Origin of the sequence: Streptomyces brevispora (assembly GCF_007829885.1) — a bacterium.
In the GTDB taxonomy this organism is placed as follows: Bacteria; Actinomycetota; Actinomycetes; order Streptomycetales; family Streptomycetaceae; genus Streptomyces; species Streptomyces brevispora.
This window is the reverse complement of sequence record NZ_VIWW01000002.1, coordinates 120,719-143,943: the sequence shown is the minus strand read 5'-3', so window position 1 is coordinate 143,943 and position 23,225 is coordinate 120,719. Positions and strand designations below refer to the sequence as shown.

The following is a 23,225-nucleotide window of genomic DNA, read 5'->3' as shown; positions in this document are numbered from 1 at the left end:
CACACGTACGGACGCAGCTGATGACCCGGTTGGTTCACCACCCAGCGTGTGCGGGCCTCAGGCGAAGATCACACAGGAGGCCGCAGGAGCCTCCAGGGAGCCTTCCTGGCTCGGGATCCCGGTCTCCGGGTCCACGGTGAACCAGGCGACGTTCCCGGACCGCTCGTTGGCCGCGTACAGCCGTCGGCCGGTGGGGTCGAGCGCGAGGTCGCGCGGCCAGTGCCCGCCGCAGCTCACCGTGGTGACCAGGGACGCCTTCTCGCCCGTGGCGTCGAGGGTGAGCACGGAGATGCTGTCGTGCCCGCGATTGGCCACCCAGAGGAACCGGCCGTCGTGCGAGACGACGACCTCGGACGGATAGCTCGCCGCGGCGGTGTCCCCGGTCGCCTCCACGGGCAGAACGGACGTCTCGTCGACCGTTTCGAGGACCCCGGCGGCGGCGTCCCACCGGCACACCGTGAGGGTGGGTTCGAGCTCGTTCAGCACATAGGCGTGGGCGCCCTCGGGGTGGAAGGCGAGATGGCGCGGTCCGCTGCCGGGCCGCAGCAGCGTCTCACCGTGCAGGCGCAGCGCCCCGGTGTCCGGGTCGAGCGCGCAGATCCGTACCGAATCGGTTCCGAGGTCGACGCTGAGCACCCAGTTCCCCGAGGGGTCGGGGAGGACCTGGTGGGCGTGCGGGCCCTGCTGGCGCCCGGTGTCCGGCCCGCTCCCCTCGTGCTGGAGCACGCTGCAGGCGGCGCCGATCGACCCGTCCGCGAGTACGGGCAGCACGGTGACGCTGCCGGAGCCGTAGTTGGCGGTGATCAGGTGGCCGCCCGCGAGCGCGAGGTGCGTGGGGCTGTCGCCGTTCACCGGCCGGGCGGCGCCGATCGGCCGCGGAACGTCGTGGCTGATGTCGAGGGCCGCGGCCGCCCCCTGCTCGGTCTCACTGACCGCGTACAGGACGGCGCCGCCGGGGCCGCTGCCCCGGCCGAGCGCGAGGTACGAAGGATCCGGGACGGCATCCGTCGCGCCGAGGACGGTGAGCGCCCCGGTCTCCTGGTCCACGGCGACGGCGGTGACTCCCCGCCCGCCCCCCGAGGTGAACGACCCGATGAATGCCCGTCCGACGCCGTTGCTGCTGTCCACCGCACTGCCTTTCTCCGCCGACTGATCGCGGCGGTGAGGACCGTCGCGATCTTCCGCGGCGACGGTAGCAGTGCACCTATGTGGTCTGGACCAAAGGGTGGGGGTCAGTTCGCGACGAGCGGGGCACGCGGTGAGCTGTGCAGTGGTGCGGCCAGTTCGGCGAGTGCGCGCTCCAGGCCGTGCAGATGGGCGAGGGCGGGTTCCGTGGCGCCGGCGTGCGCCGGGACGCCGACGGCGGGCAGGGTGCGGGCCGGCCGCTCGGCAGCCGTCAGCGCTTCCACCGCGCTCTCGACGCGCCAGCAGGCGGCGGCGAGCCGGGCGTCGTGGGAGGCCTCCGGGTCGGCCGCCACGGAGGCCAGTCCGCGCACTTCCCGCGCGCACGCGTCGAGCAGGGCGAGCACATGTCCGGCCCGGACCCTGCGGGCGCGCAGCGGGCTCAGCGGGTGCACCAGCGGGGCGAGCGACAGCCGGACGCGTCCCAGGAGCGCCTCCAGTTCGGCGATCCGCGGCGCCGGGTCGGCCGTCGTCGAACCGGAGAGCCGCGCGGCGGCCTCCTCGGTGCAGGCGTGCACGCAGCGCAGGGCCCGCTGGATCCAGGCGTCGGTGGCGGCATGCGTGGTGACCGGCAGCACGAGCAGCACCGCGAGCATCGCGCCGAGCGCGCCGACGGCCGTCTCGCTGAGCCGCAGGGCCAGCAGCGCCGGATCGAGCACTCCGAGCGCCCCGTAGAGCGCCCCGGCCATCACCGTCACGGAGAGCATCATCCAGGTGTACGAGACCGCGGCGGTGTAGAAGATCCCGAACACCCCGATCGCCACGAGGAGGGCGGTGGGTACCGGAGCGCCGTGCAGCGGGACGACGACGCACAGGCTGACGGGGATGCCGATCAGTGTCCCCAGGACCCGGCGGAAGCCGCGTACCAGGGTTTCGCCGCGCGAGGCCGTGTTCACGAAGACCCACCAGGTCGCCCCCACGGCCCAGTACCAGCGCTGGTCGGAGAGGAGCTGCCCCGCCATGAGCGCGACGGCTCCGCCGGTGGCTGCCTGGATCGCCTGGCGGGTGGTGACCCTGGCCAGGCCCGTGCCGCTCACCGGTGCGGGCACGGCCGCCGGGGTCAGCCCGCGCTCGTAGCACCACAGTCCGAAGCGGACGGCCGAGGAGGAGAGCAGTGAGAGGGCGACCGCCGAGTACAGCTCGGGCAGTTGTCCGGGCAGTGTGTGGAGGAACTGCGTGGTGAAGAACGCCATGAACGCGAACACACCGAGGGAGTGTCCGCGCGGCCCCCACCGCCGCCCGTACACACCCGCCCCCATGACGGCGAGGAAGGCCACGCCGCGCGCCACCGGATGGCCGTGCAGCAGCGCGGCGAGCGCGAGCACCGGAAAGCCGACGGCGGGCAGCAGCGCGGTGGTGACGGCCTGGCCGCGGACCGTCGTGTCGGTGACCGTGAACAGGGCGAGCAGCGCGGCCAGACCACCGGTGACGGCGGCGACGAGCGAGTGACCCGCGAGTCCGCACACGGCCACCGCGAGACCGATGCCGAGGACCGCCCGGACCGCGCTGCGCAGCCGCAGCCTCCCCGGGTCCCGGGCCACGAACGCTCTCTTCAGCACTGATGCTCCCCCGCCTCTGCCGCCGGCTCTGCGTACCGGCATGAAAAAGGCGCCGCGGGGTCCGCAGCGCCATCGACAGGTACATCAGAGCATCCATCAACCTATTGGCTCAAATTGAGTTCCAAACGATGAACCATTGGCTTACCGAAACGCCTCTCTGACACGCCGGCAGCCGACCAACGGACCACCCGATGCGAGGCCCGCGGCGCTCCCACCCTCCGCGGGACAGCCCCGGGCGGGATCGGGCGGCGGCCCGCTCAGGACGGCATGGACACGGTTGGTTGACATGACTACGCTCACCCTTGGTCTAGACCGCAGAACTCTCCGGACATCACCCCACATCTCCAGGAGCTACGTATGCGCAGAAGGATCACTTCCTTACTGGCCGGGCTCGGCCTGGCCGGTGCGGCACTGTTCGCCACCTCCGGCAGTGCCGAGAGCCACGGCTACACCGACTCCCCCATCAGCCGCCAGCAACTCTGCGGGATCGGAACCGTCAAGCACTGTGGGCAGATCCAGTGGGAGCCCCCGAGCGTCGAGGGACCCAAGGGCTTCCCCACCCGCGGACCGGCCGACGGCCACATCTGCTCGGGCGGCATCGGCCGGTTCTCCGAGCTCGACGACCCGCGAGGCGGCGCCTGGCCCGCCACCAAGGTCACCGCCGGTCAGAACTACACGTTCAACTGGCGGATCGAGGCGCGGCACGCCACGACCGACTTCCGGTACTACATCACCAAGGACGGCTACGACCCGACCCGGCCGCTCACCCGGGCCGACCTGGAACCGCAGCCGTTCCTCACCGTGCCCTTCGGCGGCAAGCTGCCCGGCTCGACCGTGAGCCACTCGGGTGTGCTGCCGCAGAAGTCCGGCAAGCATCTGATCCTCGGCGTCTGGACGATCTCCGACACCGGGAACGCCTTCTACGCCTGTTCCGACATGCAGTTCTGACGTCCAGCTGCCGCCCCGAGCCGCCCGGCCTCCAGCCGGTACGGGGTGGCGGCCCGCCACGGAGGCCCACGGTGCGCCATTGGTACAGTCGCTGCCCCGACCGACGTACCAGGAAGAGGCCGGCGGACCATGGCGGTCGACGCACTCGACACTCGCATTCTTCGGCTGCTCATCGAACAGCCGCACACCAGCGTGCGCGAGTACGCACGGATCCTCTCCATCGCACGCGGCACCCTCCAGGCCCGCATCGACCGGCTGGAACGGGACGGTGTGATCACCGGCAGCGGCCCGATCCTCTCGCCCGCCGCGCTCGGCCACCCGGTACTCGCCTTTGTGCACCTGGAGGTCACGCAGGGGCATCTGGACGATGTGGGCGAGGCGCTCGCCGCCGTGCCGGAGATCGTCGAGGCCTTCTCGACCACGGGTGGCGGCGACCTGCTCACCCGGGTGGTGGCCCGGGACAACGGGCATCTGGAGGATGTGATCCAGCAGCTGATCCAGCTGCCGGGCGTGGTCAGGACCCGGACCGAGGTGGCCCTGCGCGAGCGGGTGCCGCACCGGCTGCTGCCCCTGGTGGAATCGGTGGGCCGGACGGCGGCGGGTGGCCCGCAGTGATCGCCGACTGAGAGCATGACCGCCATGAACTCATCGCGCGCACAGGCCCCTTCGGTCGTCTTCGACCTGGACGGCACACTCGTGGACAGTGAGCCGAATGCCTACGAATCGGCACGGCTGCTGCTGGAGCGGTACGGAGTACCGGACTTCACCTGGGAGCAGAACGCCCGGTTCCTCGGAATCAGCAACCGCGAGGCGCTGGCCGTGCTGCGCACCGAGTACGGCATCGGGGCCGGTGTCGACGAGTTGGCGGCCGGGCAGGACGCCATCTATCTGGAGCTGGCACGCACCTCGACCGAACCCTTCGCCGAGATGCGCACGTTCGTGGAGATGCTGCACGCCCGGGGCGTCGCCATGGCGGTCGCGTCGGGTTCGTCGCCGGCCGCGATAGCCGCCGTGCTGAAGGGCACCGGCCTCGACGCGTATCTGACCGAGTACGTGTCCGCCGAGGAGGTGGCGCGCGGGAAGCCGGAGCCGGACGTCTTCCTGGAGGCCGCCAGGCGTCTCGGCGCCGCGCCGGCCGACTGCGTGGTGGTGGAGGACGCCGCGCCGGGCGTCGCCGCGGCCCGGGCGGCGGGCATGCGCTGCATCGCCGTCCCCTATGTCCCGGCGACGGCCGGCGATCCGGTGTTCACGGCGGCTGATCTGCTCTTTCCCGGCGGGCAGGGCGAGTTCAGCGCGCAGGGCGCATACGCGTGGCTGTTCCCCGGATCGGTGCCGACGCCGGCCGACGGTCGTCCGGAGGCCGCACGCCGGATATCCTGATCTTGCTGCGTGTCCCCCACCCCGTCCGGTTCCCGATGAGGTCGCAGCCGCGGCAGTCGAAGCGGTCCTCGGCCCAAGACATTCGAGATAGGTGTGCGCAGGTGCTGGTTGCTGGTCGGTACCGACTGATATCCGCTATCGGTCGTGGCGGTATGGGCGAGGTCTGGCGCGCCACGGACGAGGTCCTCGGCAGGTCCGTCGCCGTGAAGCTGCTGCTGGGGGAGCACGCCGACGAGTCGGCCACCGCGCGCTTCCGGCTGGAGGCCCAGACCGCCGCCCGGCTGAGCCATCCCCATCTGGTGGCCGTGTTCGACTTCGGGTCCTGGGAGGACCGGCTCTTCCTCGTGATGGAGCTCGTCGAGGGCAGGAGCCTCGCCGATCTGCTGCTGACTCAGGAACGGCTGGATCCGGAACAGGTCGCCCGTATCGCGGGCCAGGCGGCCGCCGGGCTGGCCGCGGCCCACCGGCAGGGCATAGTCCACCGGGACATCAAGCCCGGGAACCTGATGGTGGACGCGGAGGGTACCGTCAAGATCGGCGACTTCGGCATCGCCCAGTTCGTCGACGATCCCTCAGCCGCACTCACCACCACGGGCCACATCGTCGGCACGAGCCTCTACCTCGCTCCGGAGCGGGCCCTGGGCCGAACGGCCGACGCGGCGTCCGACATGTACTCCCTCGGCTGCGTGGTCTACCAACTGCTGCTCGGTCAGCCGCCGTTCCGCTCGGACACCCCGACCGCCACCCTCTACCAGCACGTGGACTCGCCCCCCGTGCCGCTGCGGCAGCGCGGCGTCGAGATGTCCCCTGCCTTCGACTCGTATCTGCTGGGCCTGCTCGCGAAGCAGCCCGAGGACCGGCCGACGGCCCAGCAGGTCGCCGACTGGTTCCACAGCGAGGCCTGGCGGGGGCAGGCGGAGCCGCTGCCGATGTACCGGCCCGCTCCCCCGCGCGCACCGGCCATGCCCTACGCGCCGCCGTCCGCACCGACTCCCCCGGCCCCGCAGCGCTCCGGTGAGGACTCCGGCGGTCCAACGACCTACCGGCTGCCCCAGGCGGCCGGCCATGGGCGGCGCGCGGCGGGCCGGTCCAGGAGCACCCGGCGGCGCAGCACCCGCGAGGCGATAAGACGCCGCCCGAGAGTGGCCAGCGCCATCGCGGGCACGGTCGCCTTCCTCGCCGCCGTGTACCTGGGGATGAGCCTGTTCTCCCCCGATTCCAGCTCGGCCACCACACCGGACGACGTCACCTCGACGAGCGGTGCGCAATCACCGGCCCCGGACGAGGGCCGGTAGCCCCGCCCGCTACCAGCGGTCGTGAACCGCCGCGCGGATCCTGCGGTCGTAGAGGTCACGTACCGCGTCGAGCGCCTTCTGCGGCAGCGGCTCCAGCGCCGCCGCGGCCGCGTTGGCGCGCGCCTGCCCGACCGAACGCGCCCCGGGGATCACGCTGGTGACGCCGGGCTGCTGAATGATCCAGCGCAGCGCGGTCTGCGCCGGAGTCGCCCCCTGGGGAGCGAGTACGGCGAATTCGGCTGCCGCGGCGACCCCGGTCGCGTACTCGATTCCGGAGAAGGTCTCGCCCTGGTCGAACGCCTCTCCGTGCCGGTTGTACGTGCGGTGGTCCTCCGGGGCGAAGACGGTTTCCTCGGTGTACTTGCCTGAGAGCAGCCCGGAGGCGAGCGGCACTCGCGCGACGATGCCGACCCCGGCGGCGAGCGCGGCCTCGAGCACCTCGTCCAGCGGCTTGAGGCGGAACGGGTTGAGGATGATCTGGACACTCGTGACGCCGGGGCGGGCGATGGCCGTCAGCGCCTCGGCGCACGTCTCGACGCTCACGCCGTAGGCGGCGATCCGCTCCTCGGCGACCAGGGTGTCGAGGGCGTCGTAGACCGCGTCCGAGGAGTAGACGGCGGTGGGTGGGCAGTGCAGCTGCACGAGGTCGAGGGTGTCGACGCCGAGGTTGGACCGCGAGCGGTCGTTCCAGGCACGGAAGTTGTCCAGGACGTAGTTCTCCGGCACCTGTTCGGCGCGTCGGCCCATCTTCGTCGCGACGAGGACCGGTGCGTCCGGACGCTCCTTCAGATAGCGGCCGATGAGCTGTTCGCTCCGGCCGTCCCCGTACACGTCGGCGGTGTCGAAGAAGGTGACGCCGGACTCGACGGCCGCGTCGAGCACGCCGAAGGCATCGGCCTCCCGCACCTCGCCCCAGTCCCCGCCGAGCTGCCAGGTGCCCTGTCCGACGACCGATACGTCCCGTCCGGTCCTGCCCAGTTCGCGCTGTTCCATGAAGATCATGCTACTTGGCCGGCGTCCTGGCCGAGTTCGGTGAGCAGCCGCGACTCCTCCTCGGTGAGCCGCAGGGCGGCCGCCGCGACGTTCTCGGCGAGGTGGTCGGGGTTGCCGGTGCCCGGGATGGCCAGTACGTGCGGGCCGCGCTGGAGCGTCCACGCCAGCCGGACCTGGGCGGGCGAGGCGTCGTGGGCCTTGGCCACGGCGGACACCGCATCGTTCTCGGTTGCGGCGGCCGCCCCGGACTCGCGGCCGTCGCCGGCGATGGCGTAGAAGGGCACGAACGCGATGCCCCGTTCCCCGCAGATCCGGAGCACTTCCTCGGAGTCCGCACTGCGGGCGGCTATGGCGTAGCGGTTCTGCACGCAGACGACCGGCGCGATGGGCAGGGCCTCGGCGATCTGGCCGGCGCCGACGTTGGAGAGCCCCAGGTGACGGATGAGCCCCTCCTTCCGCAGTTCGGCCAGCGCGCCGAACCTGTCGGCGATCGAGGCGGGGCCGTTCATGCGCAGGTTCACCACGTCGAGATGGTCGCGGCCGAGCTGACGGAGATTCTCCTCGACCTGACCGCGCAGGTCTTCGGGCCGGGCCCAGTTCAGCCAGTCGCCCGACGGTCCCCGGCCGGGGCCGACCTTGGTGGTGATGACCAGGTCGTCCGGGTAGGGGCCCAGTGCCCGGTTGATCAGCTCGTTGGCCGAGCGCATCGGTGAGAAGTAGAAGGCTGCCGTGTCGATGTGGTTCACGCCGAGGTCAACGGCCCTGCGCAGCACGGTGATGGCCCGGTCCCGGTCGTGCGGGGTGCGGTCATTGCTGAGCGCCGCGCCGTCCTGGGTCAGACGCATGGCGCCGAAGCCCATCCGGTTGACGGTCAGATCACCCAGTCGCCAGGTACCGGCGGCCGCCGCGGTGGTTGTTCCCGAAGTCATGACTGTCGTCTTCCTCATTGGTCGCGGGCCGGAGCAGGCCAGGTGATGGAGCACCAGAAGAGCTTGCGTAATTGACTGATGGGTGATAAGGTAGCGATGAATATTTCTACGACGTGATCATTCAATGCGGATGTAGAGTAGCTCCGCCCCGCGGATACGTCCACTCCCCTCGCGACCTCCGGCGCCCGAGTGTCCCCGCGCCGTCGATCTCTCGCGAGCCACCCGGCCGGCACACCACCCCCTTCGCGCGCTTCCGCCGTTCCTGTGCCCCTGCTGTGCGATCCCACCAGGGCGACTTGACCAGACTTGCCAACTCCCTTCAGTGCGGCCCCAGTTCGTTGACGACGCCATGGCTACGTGTGAGTGTTCGGTCGCTCGATCACGGACACCACCTGGGCGGAAGCCGACAGCAGTCGCATGGGCGGGTGCGTCTCCCCACGCCACTGCCCGTGATCGAGGTCCCCACGAACCGAGGAGCCTCGATGAAACGCAGACCGATGACGGCCGGGACAACCCTGGCCGTCCTCGCCGGAATGCTGGTCGCCACAAGTAGCCAGTCAGCTTCCGCGGAACCGTCTTCCCCCGCCCCCACCCCCCTCGCGGCTGCCGTGTCGGCCGCCGACCGGGCGGCGGTCAGCGGCCTGGATGCCCTGGCGAAGGGGCCCGAGGAGCGCTACGAGCGCCAGAACGTGACCCCGTGGGTCAACGGGCTCTACTCCGTCGCGTACCAACGCACCTACCGCGGACTGCCGGTCGTCGGCGGGGACGCCGTCGTGGTGGCGGACTCCAAGGGGCGGGTCCGCGGCGCGCAGTCGGCGGTCTCCCGGCGGATCAACGTCCCGACCACCGCGACCGTTTCGGCCGGGAAGGCCGAGGCCACCTCGCGCAAGAAGCTGAAATCGGTGGAGCGGGTGGAAAGCCACCGGCTGGTCGTCCGGGCCACCGGCAAGAAGGCTCGGCTGGCCTGGGAGACCGTGCTGACCGGCCGTACGGCGAAGGTGCCCAGCCGTCTGCACGTCTTCGTCGACGCGGGCACCGGCGCGGTGCTCGACAGCTATGACGACGTCAAGGCCGGCACCGGCAACAGCCAGTGGAACGGGCCGTCCCCGCTGTCGATCAACACCACTTCCTCCGGCGGCAGTTACTCGCTGCGCGACCCCGGCAGGCCGGGACTGAGCTGCGCCGACTACAGCACGGGGGGCGTCTTCACCAAGTCGACCGACTCCTGGGGCACCGGGAGCGCCTCCAGCAAGGAGACCGGTTGCGTCGACGTCATGTGGGCGGCCCAGCACGAGTGGGACATGCTGCGTGACTGGCTGGGGCGCAACGGCCACGACGGCAACGGCCGCAGCTGGCCGGTCAAGGTCGGGCTGAACGACGTGAACGCCTACTGGGACGGCTCCACGGTCTCCATAGGCCACAACAACGCCAACCAGTGGATCGCGGCCATGGACGTCGTGGGCCATGAGTTCGGCCACGGCATCGACCAGTACACGCCCGGCGGCGCCAACAACGAGTCCGGTCTCGGCGAGGCCACCGGCGACATCATGGGGGCGCTCACCGAGGCGTACACCAACGAGCCGGCCCCGTACGACGACCCGGACTACACCGTCGGCGAGAAGATCAACCTCGTGGGCAACGGGCCGATCCGCATCATGTACAACCCTGGGCAGACCGGCGACCCGAACTGCTACAGCTCCTCCATACCCACCACCGAGGAGCACGCGGCGGCCGGTCCGCTCAACCACTGGTTCTACCTGCTGGCCGAGGGATCGAGCCCCGGCGGTGGCAAGCCGTCCAGCCCTACGTGCAACAGCTCCTCGGTCACCGGAGTGGGCATCCAGAGCGCCGGCAAGGTCTTCTACGGCGGCATGCTGCTCAAGACCAGCGGCATGACGTACAAGCGCTACCGCACGGCCACGCTCACCTCGGCCAAGGCGCTCGACGCCACCTGTGTGCTGTTCAACCGGGCGAAGGCTGCCTGGGACGCCGTCAGTGTCCCCGCCCAGAGCGGCGACCCGACCTGCACCCCGAGCGGCAACAACGACTTCTCGATGTCGCTGGACCCGGCCACCGGCTCGGTGAAGCCGGGCAACTCGGTGACGGCCACGGTCAGGACGACCGTCAGCTCCGGCAGCGCGCAGACGGTGAACCTGTCCGCGACGGGTCAGCCGAGCGGTGTGACCGTCTCGTTCAGCCCGTCCGCAGTGCAGTCCGGTGCGACCTCGGCCATGACCGTCTCCACGACGTCGGCCGCGGTGCCCGGGACGTACACCCTCACCGTGAAGGGTGCCGGCACCCAGGAACACACCGCTCAGTACACACTGACCGTCAATGACGGCGGCGGCAATCCGGGCGGCACGGCTCCTGACATCAGCGTCGCCAATGTGCAGTCCCACCTGTCGCAGCTCAACACCATCGCCTCGCAGAACGGTGGCAACCGGCGGGCCGGCAGCGCCGGCTACACCGCCTCGCTCGCCTATGTGAAGGGCAAGCTCCAAGCGGCCGGTTACACCGTCAGCGAGCAGACCTGCACCAGTTGCACCTACGCGGGCAAGAACCTGATCGCGGACTGGCCGGGCGGACCGACGGACCGGACCGTGATGTTCGGCGCCCACCTGGACGGCGTCAGCGCCGGGCCCGGCATCAATGACAACGGCTCCGGATCGGCCGCGCTGCTGGAGAACGCCCTCGCGCTGGCCCAGCAGAACCCGACCATGACCAAGCACGTGCGCTTCGCCTGGTGGAACGGCGAGGAGCAGGGCCTGCAGGGCTCCCAGTACTACGTCGGGCAGCTCACCTCCGCCCAGCGCACCGCCATCAGCGCGTACTACAACTTCGACATGATCTCCTCCACCAACAGCGGCTACTTCATCAACAACCTCAACTCGGCCGCGTCGGCCCCGATGAAGGAGTACTGGACCTCGCTCGGCCTCGCTCCGGAGGAGAACACCGAGGGCCAGGGACGCTCCGACGACTACTCGTTCCAGCAGGGCGGTATCGCCACCTCGGGTTACGCGACCGGTGCCAGCGCCACCAAGACCTCGGCCCAGGCGGCCAAGTGGGGCGGAACCGCGGGCCGTTCCTACGACCCGTGCTACCACCAGGCGTGCGACACCACCAGCAACATCAACGCGACCGCTCTCGACCGCAGCGCCGACGGAATCGCCTACACCGTATGGAAGACGGCCGTCGGCAGCACGGCACCGGCCGATGACTTCTCCGTCTCGGTGAACCCGGTCTCCGGCAACGTCCAGCCGGGCGCCTCCGCCACCGCGACCGTGTCCACGGCCACCACCAGCGGCTCCGGGCAGAGTGTCCGGCTGACGGCCTCCGGTGCGCCGAGCGGTGTCACCGTCTCCTTCGCGCCGTCGTCCGTGCAGTCGGGGTCCTCCTCCACGATGACCGTCTCGGTGGGGACGCAGGTCACCGCGGGTACCTACACGATCACGGTGACCGGAACGGGCACCGCCACCCACACCACCACCTACTCGCTGGTCGTGGGGGGCGGCGGCACCTGCCAGGCCCGGCAGGTCGTCGCCAACGGCGGCTTCGAGAACGGCACGGCGCCGTGGACCCAGACGGACGGGGTCATCAACAACCGGACCTCGGAGAAGCCCGCGCACAGCGGCTCCTACCAGGCCTGGTTCGGTGGCTGGGGCCGCACCCACAGCGACAGCGCATCGCAGTCGCTGACCGTTCCGGCCGGCTGCTCGACGTACCGGCTGTCGTTCTTCGTGCGCACCGACACCGCCGAGTCGGCGGCCGACGCGACCGCGTACGACACGTTCACCGTCAAGCTGGGGACGCGGACGCTGGCCACGTACTCGAATCTCGACGCGAGCAGCGGTTACGTCCAGCGGAGCTTCGACGTCGGCTCCGCAGCGGGGCAGACGGTGACGCTGGGGTTCACCAGTAAGGAGGACGCCTACCTGCAGACCAGCTTCGTCGTGGACGATGTCGCACTCGACGTGAGCTGACCCGTCATCAGGGGGGTGGGGGCGGGGCGTGATCCACACGCCCCGCCCCCTGGCGTTTCAGCGGACCGTCAGCGGACCACCGCGGCGAGTCTGCGGACGAAGTCGTCCGTCTCGGGGCGGCCGGCTCCGCGGGCGGCCAGCCTCCCGTGCAGTCCGCGCAGTTCCTGGCCGAGCAGTGTCGACGGGGTCACCTCGGTGGTGTCGAGCACCGGCCCGGCCACCGCCTGCGCCGCCGACAGGTCGCCCGCGCAGGCGTGGGCGTCGGCCATCCGGGCCAGGAAGAGCATCCGGGCCGAGTGCATCCCGGGAGGCAGCAGGCCCAGCGCGGTAACCGCCGCCGTGACCGCGCGCAGGGCGAACCGGCGGTCCCCGGTGGCCGCGGCGAGATCGCGCAGCGCGCCCGCCGCGCCCGACTCCACCCGCAGGCTCACCGAGGCCACGGAGAGCCAGGGCGCCTCCGTCTCGTCCCGCTCCTCGACCCGGTCCAGCTGGGACCAGGCGCGGTCGATGTGCCTCAGGGTCTGCGGGGCATCTCCCCGGACCGCGTGGCCGCGTGCCTGGTACAGATCGCTCATGGCGCCCGCCCAGGGCCGGCCCGCCGCGGCCTGGGCTATGGCCCCGCCGTAGGCCAGCGCCGACGGCCCGTCGCCCTCCAGCCGGGCGAGGGTGCTCATGTCGCTCAGCGCCGCGACCTCGGTCCCCACCCGGCCGGCCATGGCGGACCAGAGCAGCGACCGGTCGAGCCAGGCCATCGCGGTGCCGTTGCGGCCCCACAGCAGCCGCAGGCAGCCGGCCGACTGCGCGTACTCGGCTGCCAGCGGGGCTAGTTGACGCTGATAGGGCGCCGCGGGCAACGCCATCCACCGGAGCATGGCGTGCAACGTGCGTTCGACGACGGCGGTCGCTCCCGGCCAGGCGCGTTCCTCGTCGGCGCGCAGACAGACGGCGAGCAGGGCCGTCAGCGCGTGCACGGTCTCGGCGTCCAGCGCGGGGTGGGACGACGCGTCCGGGCCCAGGGCGCAGAAGGCCGCGTGCAGTTCGACGACGTCGCTGAGCGCGGGTACGGCGCAGCCGTCCCTGCCGTGCACCGGGCAGGCGAGTCCGTACGCGGGAAGGCTGCTGGGCAGCACCGTTCCCGGTGGCAGCATCGCGAGGAGCGCGCCGCCCGCGGGTTCACCGGGCAGCGGGCCCCGGCGGGCCGGGGTGTCCCCAGGGCGCGGACCCTCACCCGCCCCGCCGGTGGCTCCCGCGGCCTCCCTCGCCTCGGCCGCCTCGCAGGCGGATACGAGGTCGCCGCCCGCCGTCAACAGGTCGTCCAGCCGGCGGGCCAGTGGCAGCGGCGTCCGGCGGCTGCCGTGTTCGAGTTTGCTGATGGCGGTGTGGTCGTAGCCGACGCGTGCGCCCACCTGTGCCTGTGTCAGCCCGGCCCGCCTGCGCCACTGGCGCAGGCGGACTCCGAAGGATCTCCATGCCTCCGCGCCACCGGCGTCCGACGGCACGGGGCCCATGTCCCCGGTCACCCGGACCACCGTCGCGCCTGGTCAAGGGCGCCGCGCTTGCCACGCTCACGGCTCATGCCCCGGAGGATAGCGAGCACTCGCACCCCGTGTCCCCGCAGTGGCGGCAAGATGTCCGGTAACAGACGCGGTGACCTCCGGTGCGCAGATCCTCCGACCCGCCACACGTGCCTCCGGCCGGCGTCCGGTTGCGGTGGCAACGGCATGCAACGCCTTCGTCACGCCACGCGTACGCACCGTCATCACCTGAATCGACGCCCCGTCAGATCTTCGGCGGAGCAGGTTTGAAGGGGTGCGGAAGTCGGTTAATCGTGAGCTATCAGTCATCAACTCTTGTTCTCAAGGACGCTTGGCCAAGCGGTGGTTGCACACCTATTGACGCGTAGGGAACGGAGGGAGAAGTATCCCCATCGGTCGGAGAGAGCGCTCTCCGACTTCGTGTCGTGCACCCGTACCGCGACTCAGGAGACATTCCCCATGTACGCACCCCCCGTGTTCCACAGAACCTTGCCCTCGACCGGCAGAAGACGCACTGGCGTGCTGGCCGCCGTCGCCGGTCTCGTCGTCTCGCTCCTGGCCATCGTGCCGTCGGCCCCGGCGAGCGCCGCACCCTCGTTGCTCTCCCAGGGCAAGACGGTGACCGCCTCGAGCCAGGAGAACTACGGCACTCCGGCCACCTCCGCCGTGGACGGCGACAACGGCACCCGCTGGTCGAGCGCCGCCTCCGACCCCCAGTGGCTCAAGGTCGACCTGGGCTCCGCCGCCTCGGTCAGCCAGATCGCGCTGAAGTGGGAGACCGCCTACGCCAAGAGCTACCGGATCGAGTTCTCCGCGGACAACAACACCTGGAGCACCGCCTACTCGACCACCACGGGCCACGGCGGAAACGAGACCCTGAACCTCTCCGGTACCGCTCGCTACGTCCGACTGACCGGCACCGAGCGGGCCACCCAGTACGGCTACTCGCTCTGGGAGTTCCAGGTCTTCGGCACCACCGGCGGCGACCCGGGCGGCCCGCAGATCCCCGGCGGCGGCGACCTCGGTCCAAACGTCCTGGTCTTCGATCCCTCGACGCCCAACATCCAGGCCAAGGTCGACGAGATCTTCAAGCAGCAGGAGTCGGCGCAGTTCGGCACCCGCCGCTACGCGCTGATGTTCAAGCCGGGCACGTACAACAACATCAACGCGCAGATCGGCTTCTACACCTCGATCGCGGGTCTCGGTCTCAAGCCGGACGACACCACGTTCAACGGTGATGTGACCGTCGACGCGGGCTGGTTCAACGGGAACGCCACCCAGAACTTCTGGCGTTCGGCGGAGAACCTGGCACTCAACCCGGTGAACGGCACGGACCGTTGGGCCGTCTCCCAGGCCGCCCCGTTCCGCCGGATGCACGTCAAGGGCGGGCTGAACCTGGCCCCCAACGGCTACGGCTGGGCGAGCGGCGGGTACATCGCCGACAGCAAGATCGACGGTCAGGTCGCGCCGTACTCGCAGCAGCAGTGGTACACCCGCGACAGCTCGATCGGCAGCTGGGGCAACGGCGTCTGGAACATGACGTTCTCCGGCGTCGAGGGCGCACCCGCCCAGAGCTTCCCTGAGCCGCCCTACACCACCCTCAACAACACCCCGGTCTCCCGCGAGAAGCCGTTCCTGTACCTGGACGGCAACAACTACAAGGTGTTCGTCCCCGCCAAGCGCACCAACGCACGCGGTGTCTCGTGGAACGGCACGCCGCAGGGCGAGTCCATCCCGCTGAGCCAGTTCTACGTGGTCAAGCCCGGCGCGACCGCCGCGACCATCAACGCGGCCGTGCAGCAGGGTCTGCACCTGCTGTTCACGCCCGGCATCTACCACGTGAACCAGACGATCAACATCGACCGCGCCAACACGGTCGTGCTGGGCCTGGGTCTTGCCACGATCATCCCGGACAACGGGGTCACGGCAATCAAGGTCGGTGACGTGGACGGCGTGAAGCTGGCCGGCCTCCTCGTCGACGCCGGTACGCAGAACTCCCAGGTGCTGGTCCAGGTCGGCCCCACCGGCGCCTCGGCCGACCACTCGGCGAACCCCACCACCGTCCAGGACGTGTTCATCCGGGTCGGCGGCGCGGGTGCGGGCAAGGCCACCACCGGCATGGTGATCAACAACGACGACACGATCATCGACCACACCTGGCTGTGGCGCGCCGACCACGGTGACGGCGTCGGCTGGGAGACCAACCGGTCCGACTACGGCCTCCAGGTCAACGGCGACGACGTGCTGGCGACCGGGCTGTTCGTCGAGCACTTCAACAAGTACGACGTCCGCTGGTCCGGCGAGAACGGCAAGACGATCTTCTTCCAGAACGAGAAGGCGTACGACGCCCCGAACCAGGCGGCCGTCCAGAACGGCGGCACCAAGGGATACGCGGCCTACAAGGTCGACGACTCCGTGACCACCCATGAGGGCTGGGGCCTGGGCAGCTACTGCTACTTCAACGTGGACCCGACGATCCGCCAGGGCCACGGCTTCGAAGCTCCGGTGAAGCCCGGAGTGAAGTTCCACGACCTGCTCGTCGTCTCGCTCGGCGGCCAGGGCCAGTACGAACACGTCATCAACAACACCGGATCACCCACGTCGGGGACGTCCACCGTCCCGTCGAACGTGGTGTCCTTCCCGTGACGCACCTCCTGAGATGAACGAACGGCGCGGGGTCCGGCAGCTGCTGCCGGACCCCGCGTCGCCGTCGGTACGGCCCTACTCGGGTGGCGGTTCGTCGAGCGTCTGCTCGGACCAGATCACCTTGCCGCGCGCGGTGTAGCGGGTGCCCCAGCGCTCGGCGAACTGGGCGACGAGGAACAGCCCCCGCCCGCCCTCGTCGGTCGCCTCGGCGTAGCGCAGATGTGGCGAGGTGCTGCTGCAGTCCGACACCTCGCAGATCAGGGCCCGGTCGTACAGCAGTCGCACGGTGATCGGCTCGGAGCCGTAACGGATGGCGTTGGTGACCAGCTCGCTGAGGATCAGCTCGGTGACGAACCCCTCCTCGTCGAGCCCCTGGTCGGCCAGCCACTCGGTGGCCTCCTTGCGGACGCCCGCGACGGCCGAGGCGTCACGGGCCACCTCCCACTGCATGCGCCGGGCCGGGTCCAGGGTGCGGGTACGGGCCACCAGCAGGACCACGTCATCGCCCGGACGGGTGGGCAGCATGGCTTCCAGCACGTCGTCGCAGGTCTCCTCCGGCGTCCGGTCCCGGTCGGCCAGGGCCTGGCTCAACTGCTCCAGACCACTGTCGAAGTCCCGGTCAAGACGCTCGATCAGGCCGTCCGTGTACAGGACCAGGCGGCTCCCCTCGGGCACCTGCAGTTCGGTCGCCTCGAAGGGCATTCCGCCGATACCGAGGGGCAGACCGGCCGGAATCTCGGGGAACTCCACAGTGTGGTCGGGCAGCACGAGGGCGGGCCCGGGATGACCGGCCCGGGCCACCGAGCAGCGCCCGGTGACCGCGTCGTAGATCGCGTACAGACAGGTGGCCCCGGTGACCGCGATGCCGCCGACGACCTGCTCGTCCTGGTCCATCCGGGCGACGAGCTCGTCGAGGTGGCTGAGAAGTTCGTCGGGGGGCAGGTCCAGCGTGGAGAAGTTCTGCACCGCGGTGCGCAGCTGGCCCATGGTGGCCGCGGCATGCAGACCGTGCCCGACCACATCGCCGACGACCAGGGCGACCCGTGCGCCGGACAGCGGGATCACATCGAACCAGTCCCCGCCCACCCCGGCCTGGGCCGGCAGATAGCGGAAGGCCACGTCCAGGGCGTTCTGCTCGGGAAGACCGCGCGGGAGCAGGCTGCGCTGCAGGGTCACCGCCATCTCGTGCTCGCGGGTGTAGCGCCGGGCGTTGTCGACGCTGACGGCCGCCCGCGCCACCAGCTCCTCCGCGAAGGACAGGTCCTCGGCGTCGAAGGGTTCCTCGTTCTCCGCGCGCCAGAAGTTGGCCATGCCGAGGATGACACCACGCGCGTTCAGCGGCACGGAGAGCAGCGAGTGGAATCCGTGCTCCAGGATTCTCGCGGCCTGCTCGGGGTCGACCTTCCGCCACTGCTCGGAGCTGGTCAGATCGGGCACCATCCAGGTGTGGCCACTGCTGCTGCCGATGGCTTCGGGGGCGAGGGGAACGAACCCGATGACGCGGCCGAGCGGGTAGAGGGGGTGGTCCGTGGAGGTGCCGGAGATGGCGGTGCGGCGCACGTTGATCACATCGCCGGAGGGTGGCTCCGGTTCTTCTCCGCGCAGCACCGCGTCGGCGAGATCGACCGTCACGCAGTCGGCGAATTCGGGGGTGGCGACCTCCGCGAGCTCCCGTGCGGTCGTGGTGACGTCGAGGGTGGTGCCGACGCGGTCACCCGCGCGGTACAGGAGCATCAGACGCTCCCGTACGGTCTCTGCCCGGCCGGTGACGACCTGCAGTTCCGTGGTGTCCCGCAGGGTCGCCACGAGGCCGGGTGGTCCACCGCGTTCACCCGTGGGGCGGAGGTTCACGGCCAGCAGCCGGTTCCCGGCCGGCCGCACCTCGTCCGTGGCGACCCGGCCGGAGGCCAGCAGCTCGGCGGTACGGGGCTCCAGGCCCAGATCCGTCACGGCGCGCCCCTCGGCGTCGGCGGGCAGTTCGAGGAGTCTTCGGGCCTCGTCGTTGGCGAGCAGCAGCCTGCGGTCGGCGCCGATGATGAGGACCCCTTCGCGGACCGCGTGCAACACCGCGTCGTGGTGCTCGTACATCCGGGTCATCTCGGCCGGACCGAGGCCGCGCGTCTGTCGGCCCAGGCGGCGGCTCACCAGGGCCGCGGCGCCCGACGTGAGGGCGAGAGCGGTCACCGCGGCGCCGATGGCGAACGGGATGCTCGGGTGGGCCAGCTTGTTCACGGTCTCGACCTTGATGCCCACGGTCACCAGTCCGGCAGGCGGGCCGCCGGGCCGTGGCACGGGAACCACCGAGACGACCGCGCGGCCGTGGCTGCCCTTGTACGTCCGGGTGAACCCCCGCCCTTGCAAGGCCTCCTTGTACCGCGGATTGGCCTGTTTCCCGATCTGTGAAGGGTCCGAGTCGGTGTAGCGGATCCCGTTGGCCCCGGTCACGACGATGTACTCGACGCCGGTCTCCATCCGCGTCTGTTCCGCGAGCGGCTGGAGCACCGCGGTGGGGTCCGGGCTGTCCAGTGCGGCCACCATCCCGGGTGCGTGGGCGAACGCCTCGGCGACGCTCAGCGAACGGGTCTCGGCGTCGCCCATGCTCTCGCGCCGGCCCTGAAGCACCAGCGAGGCGATCGCGGCGGCAACGAGCAGCACCACGATGCCCAGCATCATGAAGAAGACCTGACCGGCCACGGTGCGAAAGCTGACGAGGGCACGCAGCCGGCGCCCCCGTGAGGACTGCTTCGCGTCCGAACCTGGGGGCGCATTCCGGTCACCGCCCGGGCGGTGACCGGCATCGCGCCGATGCGGCCGCCGGGCGGAGCGGTGAATCCACGCCCGGAACCGACCTGTTCCACACACGTCCTCAGGTCTAACACGAATCGCCGGGACCGGAACGCGGAGCGGGACCCGGCACCCCCGCGCGGGACCCGGTGGAGACGTTCCGATCGGGTGATACGGACGTCGCCGCCGCGCCCGTCCGCCGGGGCCGGGCATGACCCGGAAATGGTGCCTGTGTTCCTGACAGAGGCGGTCGGGCTGCCGCTCCGGCGGGGAAGGCCGTTCGCTCCGTCTCAGGGCGGTGGGCCGGGCGACGGTGCTCCTCGTGCCGACCGTGCTCGTCGGCTCCTGGGCGGTGCTCATGGCCGAGGCACGCCGGGCACACCACCGTCACCCCATACCCCGGGAGCAGACGGAGAGTAGTAACAGAAAGTGATCACCTGCCCCCGGACGTGTGAAGGGCGTACTGTCGGGCATAGGTCGGGTGACCGACAGGAGGTGGTGGCAGTGGGCCGCATCAGGGTTGTCAGACGTCCCCAGCTTCCGTCGCGGCCGCCGCCGCTCGATCTGCGTACTCCGTCCGGGCGTCCGCTGCCGTACTGACCCCGTCACCCTTCGCCCGTCGTCCTCGGGGCCGCACTCCGTGCGGCCCCGATCCGTGTCGCGGCGGCTTCGCCGAACTCACCGAAAGCCCACACTCCTCGCACTCCTGATCACCCTGCCGCGGGGCGGCCCGAACCGGCAGGATGTCGGTGTACAGGGCCGCCTTCCCCGGGCGGCTCCGGCCGTCCCAGGAAAGGGTTCCCGATGCGGGAAGAGCACGCAGACCAGTCCCCGCCGGACGAACAGTCCGCCTCCGGCCGGCCCGAGGAGGCCCAGGTGATCGTGGTGGGGGCGGGGCCGGCCGGCTCGTCCGCCGCGTTCCACCTCGCGAGAGCGGGCGTGGACGTGCTGCTCCTGGAGAAGTCCGGCTTCCCCCGGGAGAAGGTCTGCGGGGACGGTCTCACGCCGCGCGCGGTGCACCAGCTCATCAGGATGGGCGTCGACATCAAGGCACCGGGCTGGACGCGGTCGCGCGGGATGCGATGGGTGACCGGGGACCGGCAGGTGCAGATCGAGTGGCCGGCCCTGGGCGGCTACCCGGACTTCGGTCTCACCCGGAGCCGGCACGACTTCGACGACATCCTGGCCCGTCATGCCGTTGCCGCCGGCGCCCGGCTGCGCACCGGCGTGAGGGTGACGGAACCGGTGACCGACCGGGCCGGGCGGATCACCGGCGTCACGGCGGTGTCCGGGAGGGAGGAGCCGGTGGTGCACCGGGCGCCCGTCGTCATCGCCGCCGACGGCGCCTCCGCCCGGCTGGCTCTCGCGATGGGGCTGCAGCGGGACACGAAACGTCAGATCGCCACGGCGGCCCGCCGCTACTACCGCAGCCCCGATCGTTCCCGGGAGGAGTTCCTCGAACTCTGGGCCGATCTCCGGTTCCCCAGGAGCGACCGCTATCTGCCAGGGTACGGCTGGATCTTCCCGATGGGTGACGGCCGGGTCAACGTGGGACTCGGCGCGATCCCGCACCGTCGCCACGGCAAGCCCGATCTGCGGGCCACCCTGGACCAGTGGCTGGCCCGTACCCCGTCCGAGTGGGGGCTCCGTGAGGAGAACGCAGAGGGGCCCGTCCGCAGCGCCGCGCTGCCGCTGGGTCTCAACCGGCATCCGCTGTACACCCGAGGCCTCCTCCTGGTCGGCGACTCCGGGGGCATGATCAGTCCGTGGAACGGTGAGGGCATCGGCCAGGCGCTGGAGGCCGGGGAGGTCGCCGCCGAGAGCGCCGCGCTGGCCCTGGCCATGCCCCCGGGCCCGCGGCGGGAACGGGCGCTCCACCACTACCCGGTCGAGATGAACCGGCGCTGGGGGCGCTACTACCGGCTCGGCAACGCGGCCGCCGATCTCGTCTTCAGCCGGTCGGGCTTCCAGCCCATCCTCAACCGGCATGTGATGGGCTCGCCGGTCCTGCTCAACACGCTGGCCCGGCTGCTCAGCAATCTGACGGACAACCCCTCGCGCGATGTGATCGACCATGTCCTCAACACCGCGGTACGTCTCGTTCCCGCTCCGAACGCGCGCCGCCGCTGACCGGGCCGGGCCGTTCGTACCGGGCGGATCCGCGCCGTCAGCCCTCGCGCTCTTCCCCCTGCTCCTCCGCGGTGGCGGGTGGTGCGGTTCCAAAGCCGTCCGCCGGACGGCCGGTTCCCGCCGCTCGTGGGGTGGGGGCCGTCCCGCCGTCCGCGTCGTCCCAGCGGGCGGCAAGCAGCAGCGCGATGTCGTCGGGCCGGTCCGGGGCCTGTCTGGCCCGCCCGATCACGTGTTCCGCCGTATCGGCCAGCGGGGCCGGGCCGAAATCGGCGATCGTGCGGCGCAGCCGCTCGATGCCGACGTCAATGTCCGTTCCCGACTGCTCGACCATGCCGTCGGTGTACAGGGCGAGCATCGCGCCCGGGGCCAGGTGCAGTTCGGTGACGGGGTAGGCCGCGTCGGCGTCGACGCCGAGCACGATTCCGCCCGGCAGGTCCATGACCTCGGTCGTGCCGTCCGGATGGCGCAGCACGGGCTGGGCCGTGTCCGCTGAGCGCGAAGGCCCTTACTGCGCTGCGTAGTTGACCCATGGTCGCGGCGGCCGCGGCTCCGTGGCCCCGGACGTCCCCGATGATCAGGGCCAGCTTGCGGCCGGTCTCGATGACGTCGTACCAGTCGCCGCCGACGTCCATGCCCTGGGTGCCCGCGAGGTACCTGCCCGCGGTGTCCACGTGGTCGACGACGGGCAGCCGGTGCGGCAGCAGGACTTCCTGCAGTCCGCGGGCGAGGGCGGCCTCGGCGTCGTACCGCTGGGCCCGGTGCAGTGCCTGGGCGATGAGGCCGGCCAGCGCGGTGAGGATCGTGCGCTCCTCGGGGCTGAAGCCGCGCGGCTGGTCGAAACCGAGGATGCACGAGCCGACGTGCTGACCGGAGGAGCCGCAGCAGTCCGGGGGTGCGGGAGCGCAGATAGGCGCCGCCCGCCTGCCCGCCCGCCGCCTCGACCCCGTTCACGACTGCCTGGGCGAGCACCAGGGACAGTTCGTCCGGCGCCCGGCCGTCCTCCAGTCGCCCGGGCGCACTGCCGCGTTCGCCGAGCGGTGCGCCCCGGGCCGCGCCGTACCAGGTCACACACCAAGCATGCTCCTGGGCCGCTGCGCCCCGCACTTCAGGAGAAGCAACACTTACAAGAGGAAATGCACCCTTTACACTTGTATGCGAGTCTCAAAGCAAGCCCATAGTCCGACATCCGCACAGGAGGCACGATCATGGGCAAGAAGCAGAGTCGGCACAACCGTGGCGCCCGCAGCGGCGGCCATGAGCATTCCTCGGCCGCCGAGCCCAAGGAGCAGACGAGCACCGCGCCCACACCCGCACCCGAAGGGGTGGAAGCGATCTCGGAGCACGTCTCGCACAAGCGGGAGCGGAAGTTCGGCCACAACTGACCTCCGGCACCAGTGCCACCACATCACGAACGGAGCGGCAGCCACCATTTCGATGGCGGCTGCCGCTCCGTTCGGATTGCGCGGTTCGGATTGCGCGAGGGCGTCCGTCGCGATTGCGCGAGGGCCGCAGGGGATCGCGCGATGGCTTCCCGAGTCCTCAAAACCCGTTCTAGCGACCGTCGGTGGGCGGACGGCTGTCACCGAGCTGATCGTTGAGCTTCTGCTGGGCCGAGTCAACCTGACCGCTGTGCTTACCGTTCGTCTTCTTGTCGATCAAGTCGCCACCCTTCTCGACTCCCTGATGGGCCTGGTCGGGGTGCCCCTTCATCAGACCCTTGATCTTGTCGAGCATGCTCATGACTGTCCTCCTCATGGAACGCTGACGCTTCCAGCATCCATGCGATGCGCCGGCGCCGCACCCCGGACAGAGGGGGCCGAGACAGGCGACAGGTGGTCACGACCCCGGGAAATTACTCACAGGT

The 23,225-nt window shown here is 70.7% G+C and carries 15 protein-coding genes and 1 pseudogene; 8 read left to right on the top strand and 8 right to left on the bottom strand.

What is annotated here, in order from left to right; genetic code table 11:
• Positions 1–57: 57 nt before the first annotated feature.
• Together FHX80_RS30200 and FHX80_RS30195 are read right to left on the bottom strand one after the other, a co-directional pair.
• Entirely contained in the window at positions 58–1,128 is a 1,071-nt protein-coding gene (locus FHX80_RS30200) for a lactonase family protein (RefSeq protein WP_145767662.1), read from the bottom strand.
• 104 nt (positions 1,129–1,232) lie between these two features.
• Positions 1,233–2,741 carry an FUSC family protein gene (locus tag FHX80_RS30195; RefSeq protein ID WP_145767661.1) on the bottom strand — a complete coding sequence of 503 codons (1,509 nt, stop codon included), beginning with the start codon at positions 2,739–2,741 and terminating at the stop codon, positions 1,233–1,235.
• A 357-nt stretch (positions 2,742–3,098) separates the two neighbouring features.
• Here FHX80_RS30195 and FHX80_RS30190 point away from each other — a divergent pair, with 357 nt between their 5' ends.
• From FHX80_RS30190 to FHX80_RS30175, 4 genes are all read left to right on the top strand, one after another.
• Positions 3,099–3,689: a lytic polysaccharide monooxygenase auxiliary activity family 9 protein gene (locus FHX80_RS30190; RefSeq protein ID WP_145767659.1), complete on the top strand. Its 591-nt coding sequence runs from the start codon at positions 3,099–3,101 to the stop codon at positions 3,687–3,689.
• A gap of 129 nt (positions 3,690–3,818) precedes the next feature.
• On the top strand, positions 3,819–4,304 hold the full coding sequence (locus FHX80_RS30185; protein ID WP_145767658.1) for an Lrp/AsnC family transcriptional regulator: 486 nt from the start codon (positions 3,819–3,821) through the stop codon (positions 4,302–4,304).
• Between the two features lie 24 nt (positions 4,305–4,328).
• Positions 4,329–5,069, top strand: coding sequence for an HAD family hydrolase (locus tag FHX80_RS30180; RefSeq protein ID WP_145767657.1), 741 nt, complete (start codon positions 4,329–4,331; stop codon positions 5,067–5,069).
• Between the two features lie 152 nt (positions 5,070–5,221).
• Complete coding sequence (locus tag FHX80_RS30175) at positions 5,222–6,364, top strand: serine/threonine-protein kinase (RefSeq protein ID WP_244318678.1); 1,143 nt, start codon at positions 5,222–5,224, stop codon at positions 6,362–6,364.
• Positions 6,365–6,373: 9 nt separating this feature from the next.
• Here FHX80_RS30175 and FHX80_RS30170 read toward each other — a convergent pair whose 3' ends face one another.
• Both FHX80_RS30170 and FHX80_RS30165 read right to left on the bottom strand, forming a co-directional pair.
• A complete protein-coding gene (locus FHX80_RS30170; protein WP_145767655.1) occupies positions 6,374–7,366 on the bottom strand; it encodes an aldo/keto reductase in 993 nt (330 codons plus the stop codon).
• A complete protein-coding gene (locus FHX80_RS30165) occupies positions 7,363–8,286 on the bottom strand; it encodes an aldo/keto reductase (RefSeq protein WP_145767654.1) in 924 nt (307 codons plus the stop codon). The genes FHX80_RS30170 and FHX80_RS30165 overlap by 4 nt, the downstream gene beginning before the upstream one ends.
• 497 nt (positions 8,287–8,783) lie before the next feature.
• On the opposite strand from FHX80_RS30165, the gene FHX80_RS30160 reads away from it, so the two are divergent.
• Complete coding sequence (locus tag FHX80_RS30160; protein WP_145768119.1) at positions 8,784–12,266, top strand: M28 family peptidase; 3,483 nt, start codon at positions 8,784–8,786, stop codon at positions 12,264–12,266.
• A gap of 68 nt (positions 12,267–12,334) precedes the next feature.
• Here the strand turns inward: FHX80_RS30160 and FHX80_RS30155 are convergent, their stop codons facing one another.
• Positions 12,335–13,786 carry a helix-turn-helix domain-containing protein gene (locus FHX80_RS30155; RefSeq protein ID WP_244318676.1) on the bottom strand — a complete coding sequence of 484 codons (1,452 nt, stop codon included), beginning with the start codon at positions 13,784–13,786 and terminating at the stop codon, positions 12,335–12,337.
• A gap of 474 nt (positions 13,787–14,260) precedes the next feature.
• Here FHX80_RS30155 and FHX80_RS30150 point away from each other — a divergent pair, with 474 nt between their 5' ends.
• Complete coding sequence (locus FHX80_RS30150) at positions 14,261–16,447, top strand: discoidin domain-containing protein (RefSeq protein WP_145767652.1); 2,187 nt, start codon at positions 14,261–14,263, stop codon at positions 16,445–16,447.
• 75 nt (positions 16,448–16,522) lie between these two features.
• On the opposite strand, the gene FHX80_RS30145 is transcribed toward FHX80_RS30150, so the two are convergent.
• The gene (locus tag FHX80_RS30145) at positions 16,523–19,120 is read right to left on the bottom strand and encodes a SpoIIE family protein phosphatase (protein ID WP_244318742.1); all 2,598 of its coding nucleotides are present in this window, start codon (positions 19,118–19,120) and stop codon (positions 16,523–16,525) included.
• A 915-nt stretch (positions 19,121–20,035) separates the two neighbouring features.
• On the opposite strand from FHX80_RS30145, the gene FHX80_RS30140 reads away from it, so the two are divergent.
• The gene (locus tag FHX80_RS30140; protein ID WP_145767650.1) at positions 20,036–21,361 is read left to right on the top strand and encodes a geranylgeranyl reductase family protein; all 1,326 of its coding nucleotides are present in this window, start codon (positions 20,036–20,038) and stop codon (positions 21,359–21,361) included.
• Between the two features lie 37 nt (positions 21,362–21,398).
• Here the strand turns inward: FHX80_RS30140 and FHX80_RS30135 are convergent.
• Positions 21,399–22,236, bottom strand: a pseudogene (locus FHX80_RS30135) (PP2C family protein-serine/threonine phosphatase); the annotation flags it as partial.
• 330 nt (positions 22,237–22,566) lie between these two features.
• On the opposite strand from FHX80_RS30135, the gene FHX80_RS34925 reads away from it, so the two are divergent.
• Positions 22,567–22,743 (top strand): hypothetical protein, encoded by a 177-nt coding sequence (locus FHX80_RS34925; protein WP_167523775.1) that lies wholly within the window; start codon positions 22,567–22,569, stop codon positions 22,741–22,743.
• 169 nt (positions 22,744–22,912) lie between these two features.
• Here FHX80_RS34925 and FHX80_RS30130 read toward each other — a convergent pair whose 3' ends face one another.
• Entirely contained in the window at positions 22,913–23,101 is a 189-nt protein-coding gene (locus FHX80_RS30130) for an antitoxin (RefSeq protein ID WP_145767649.1), read from the bottom strand.
• Positions 23,102–23,225: the final 124 nt, after the last annotated feature.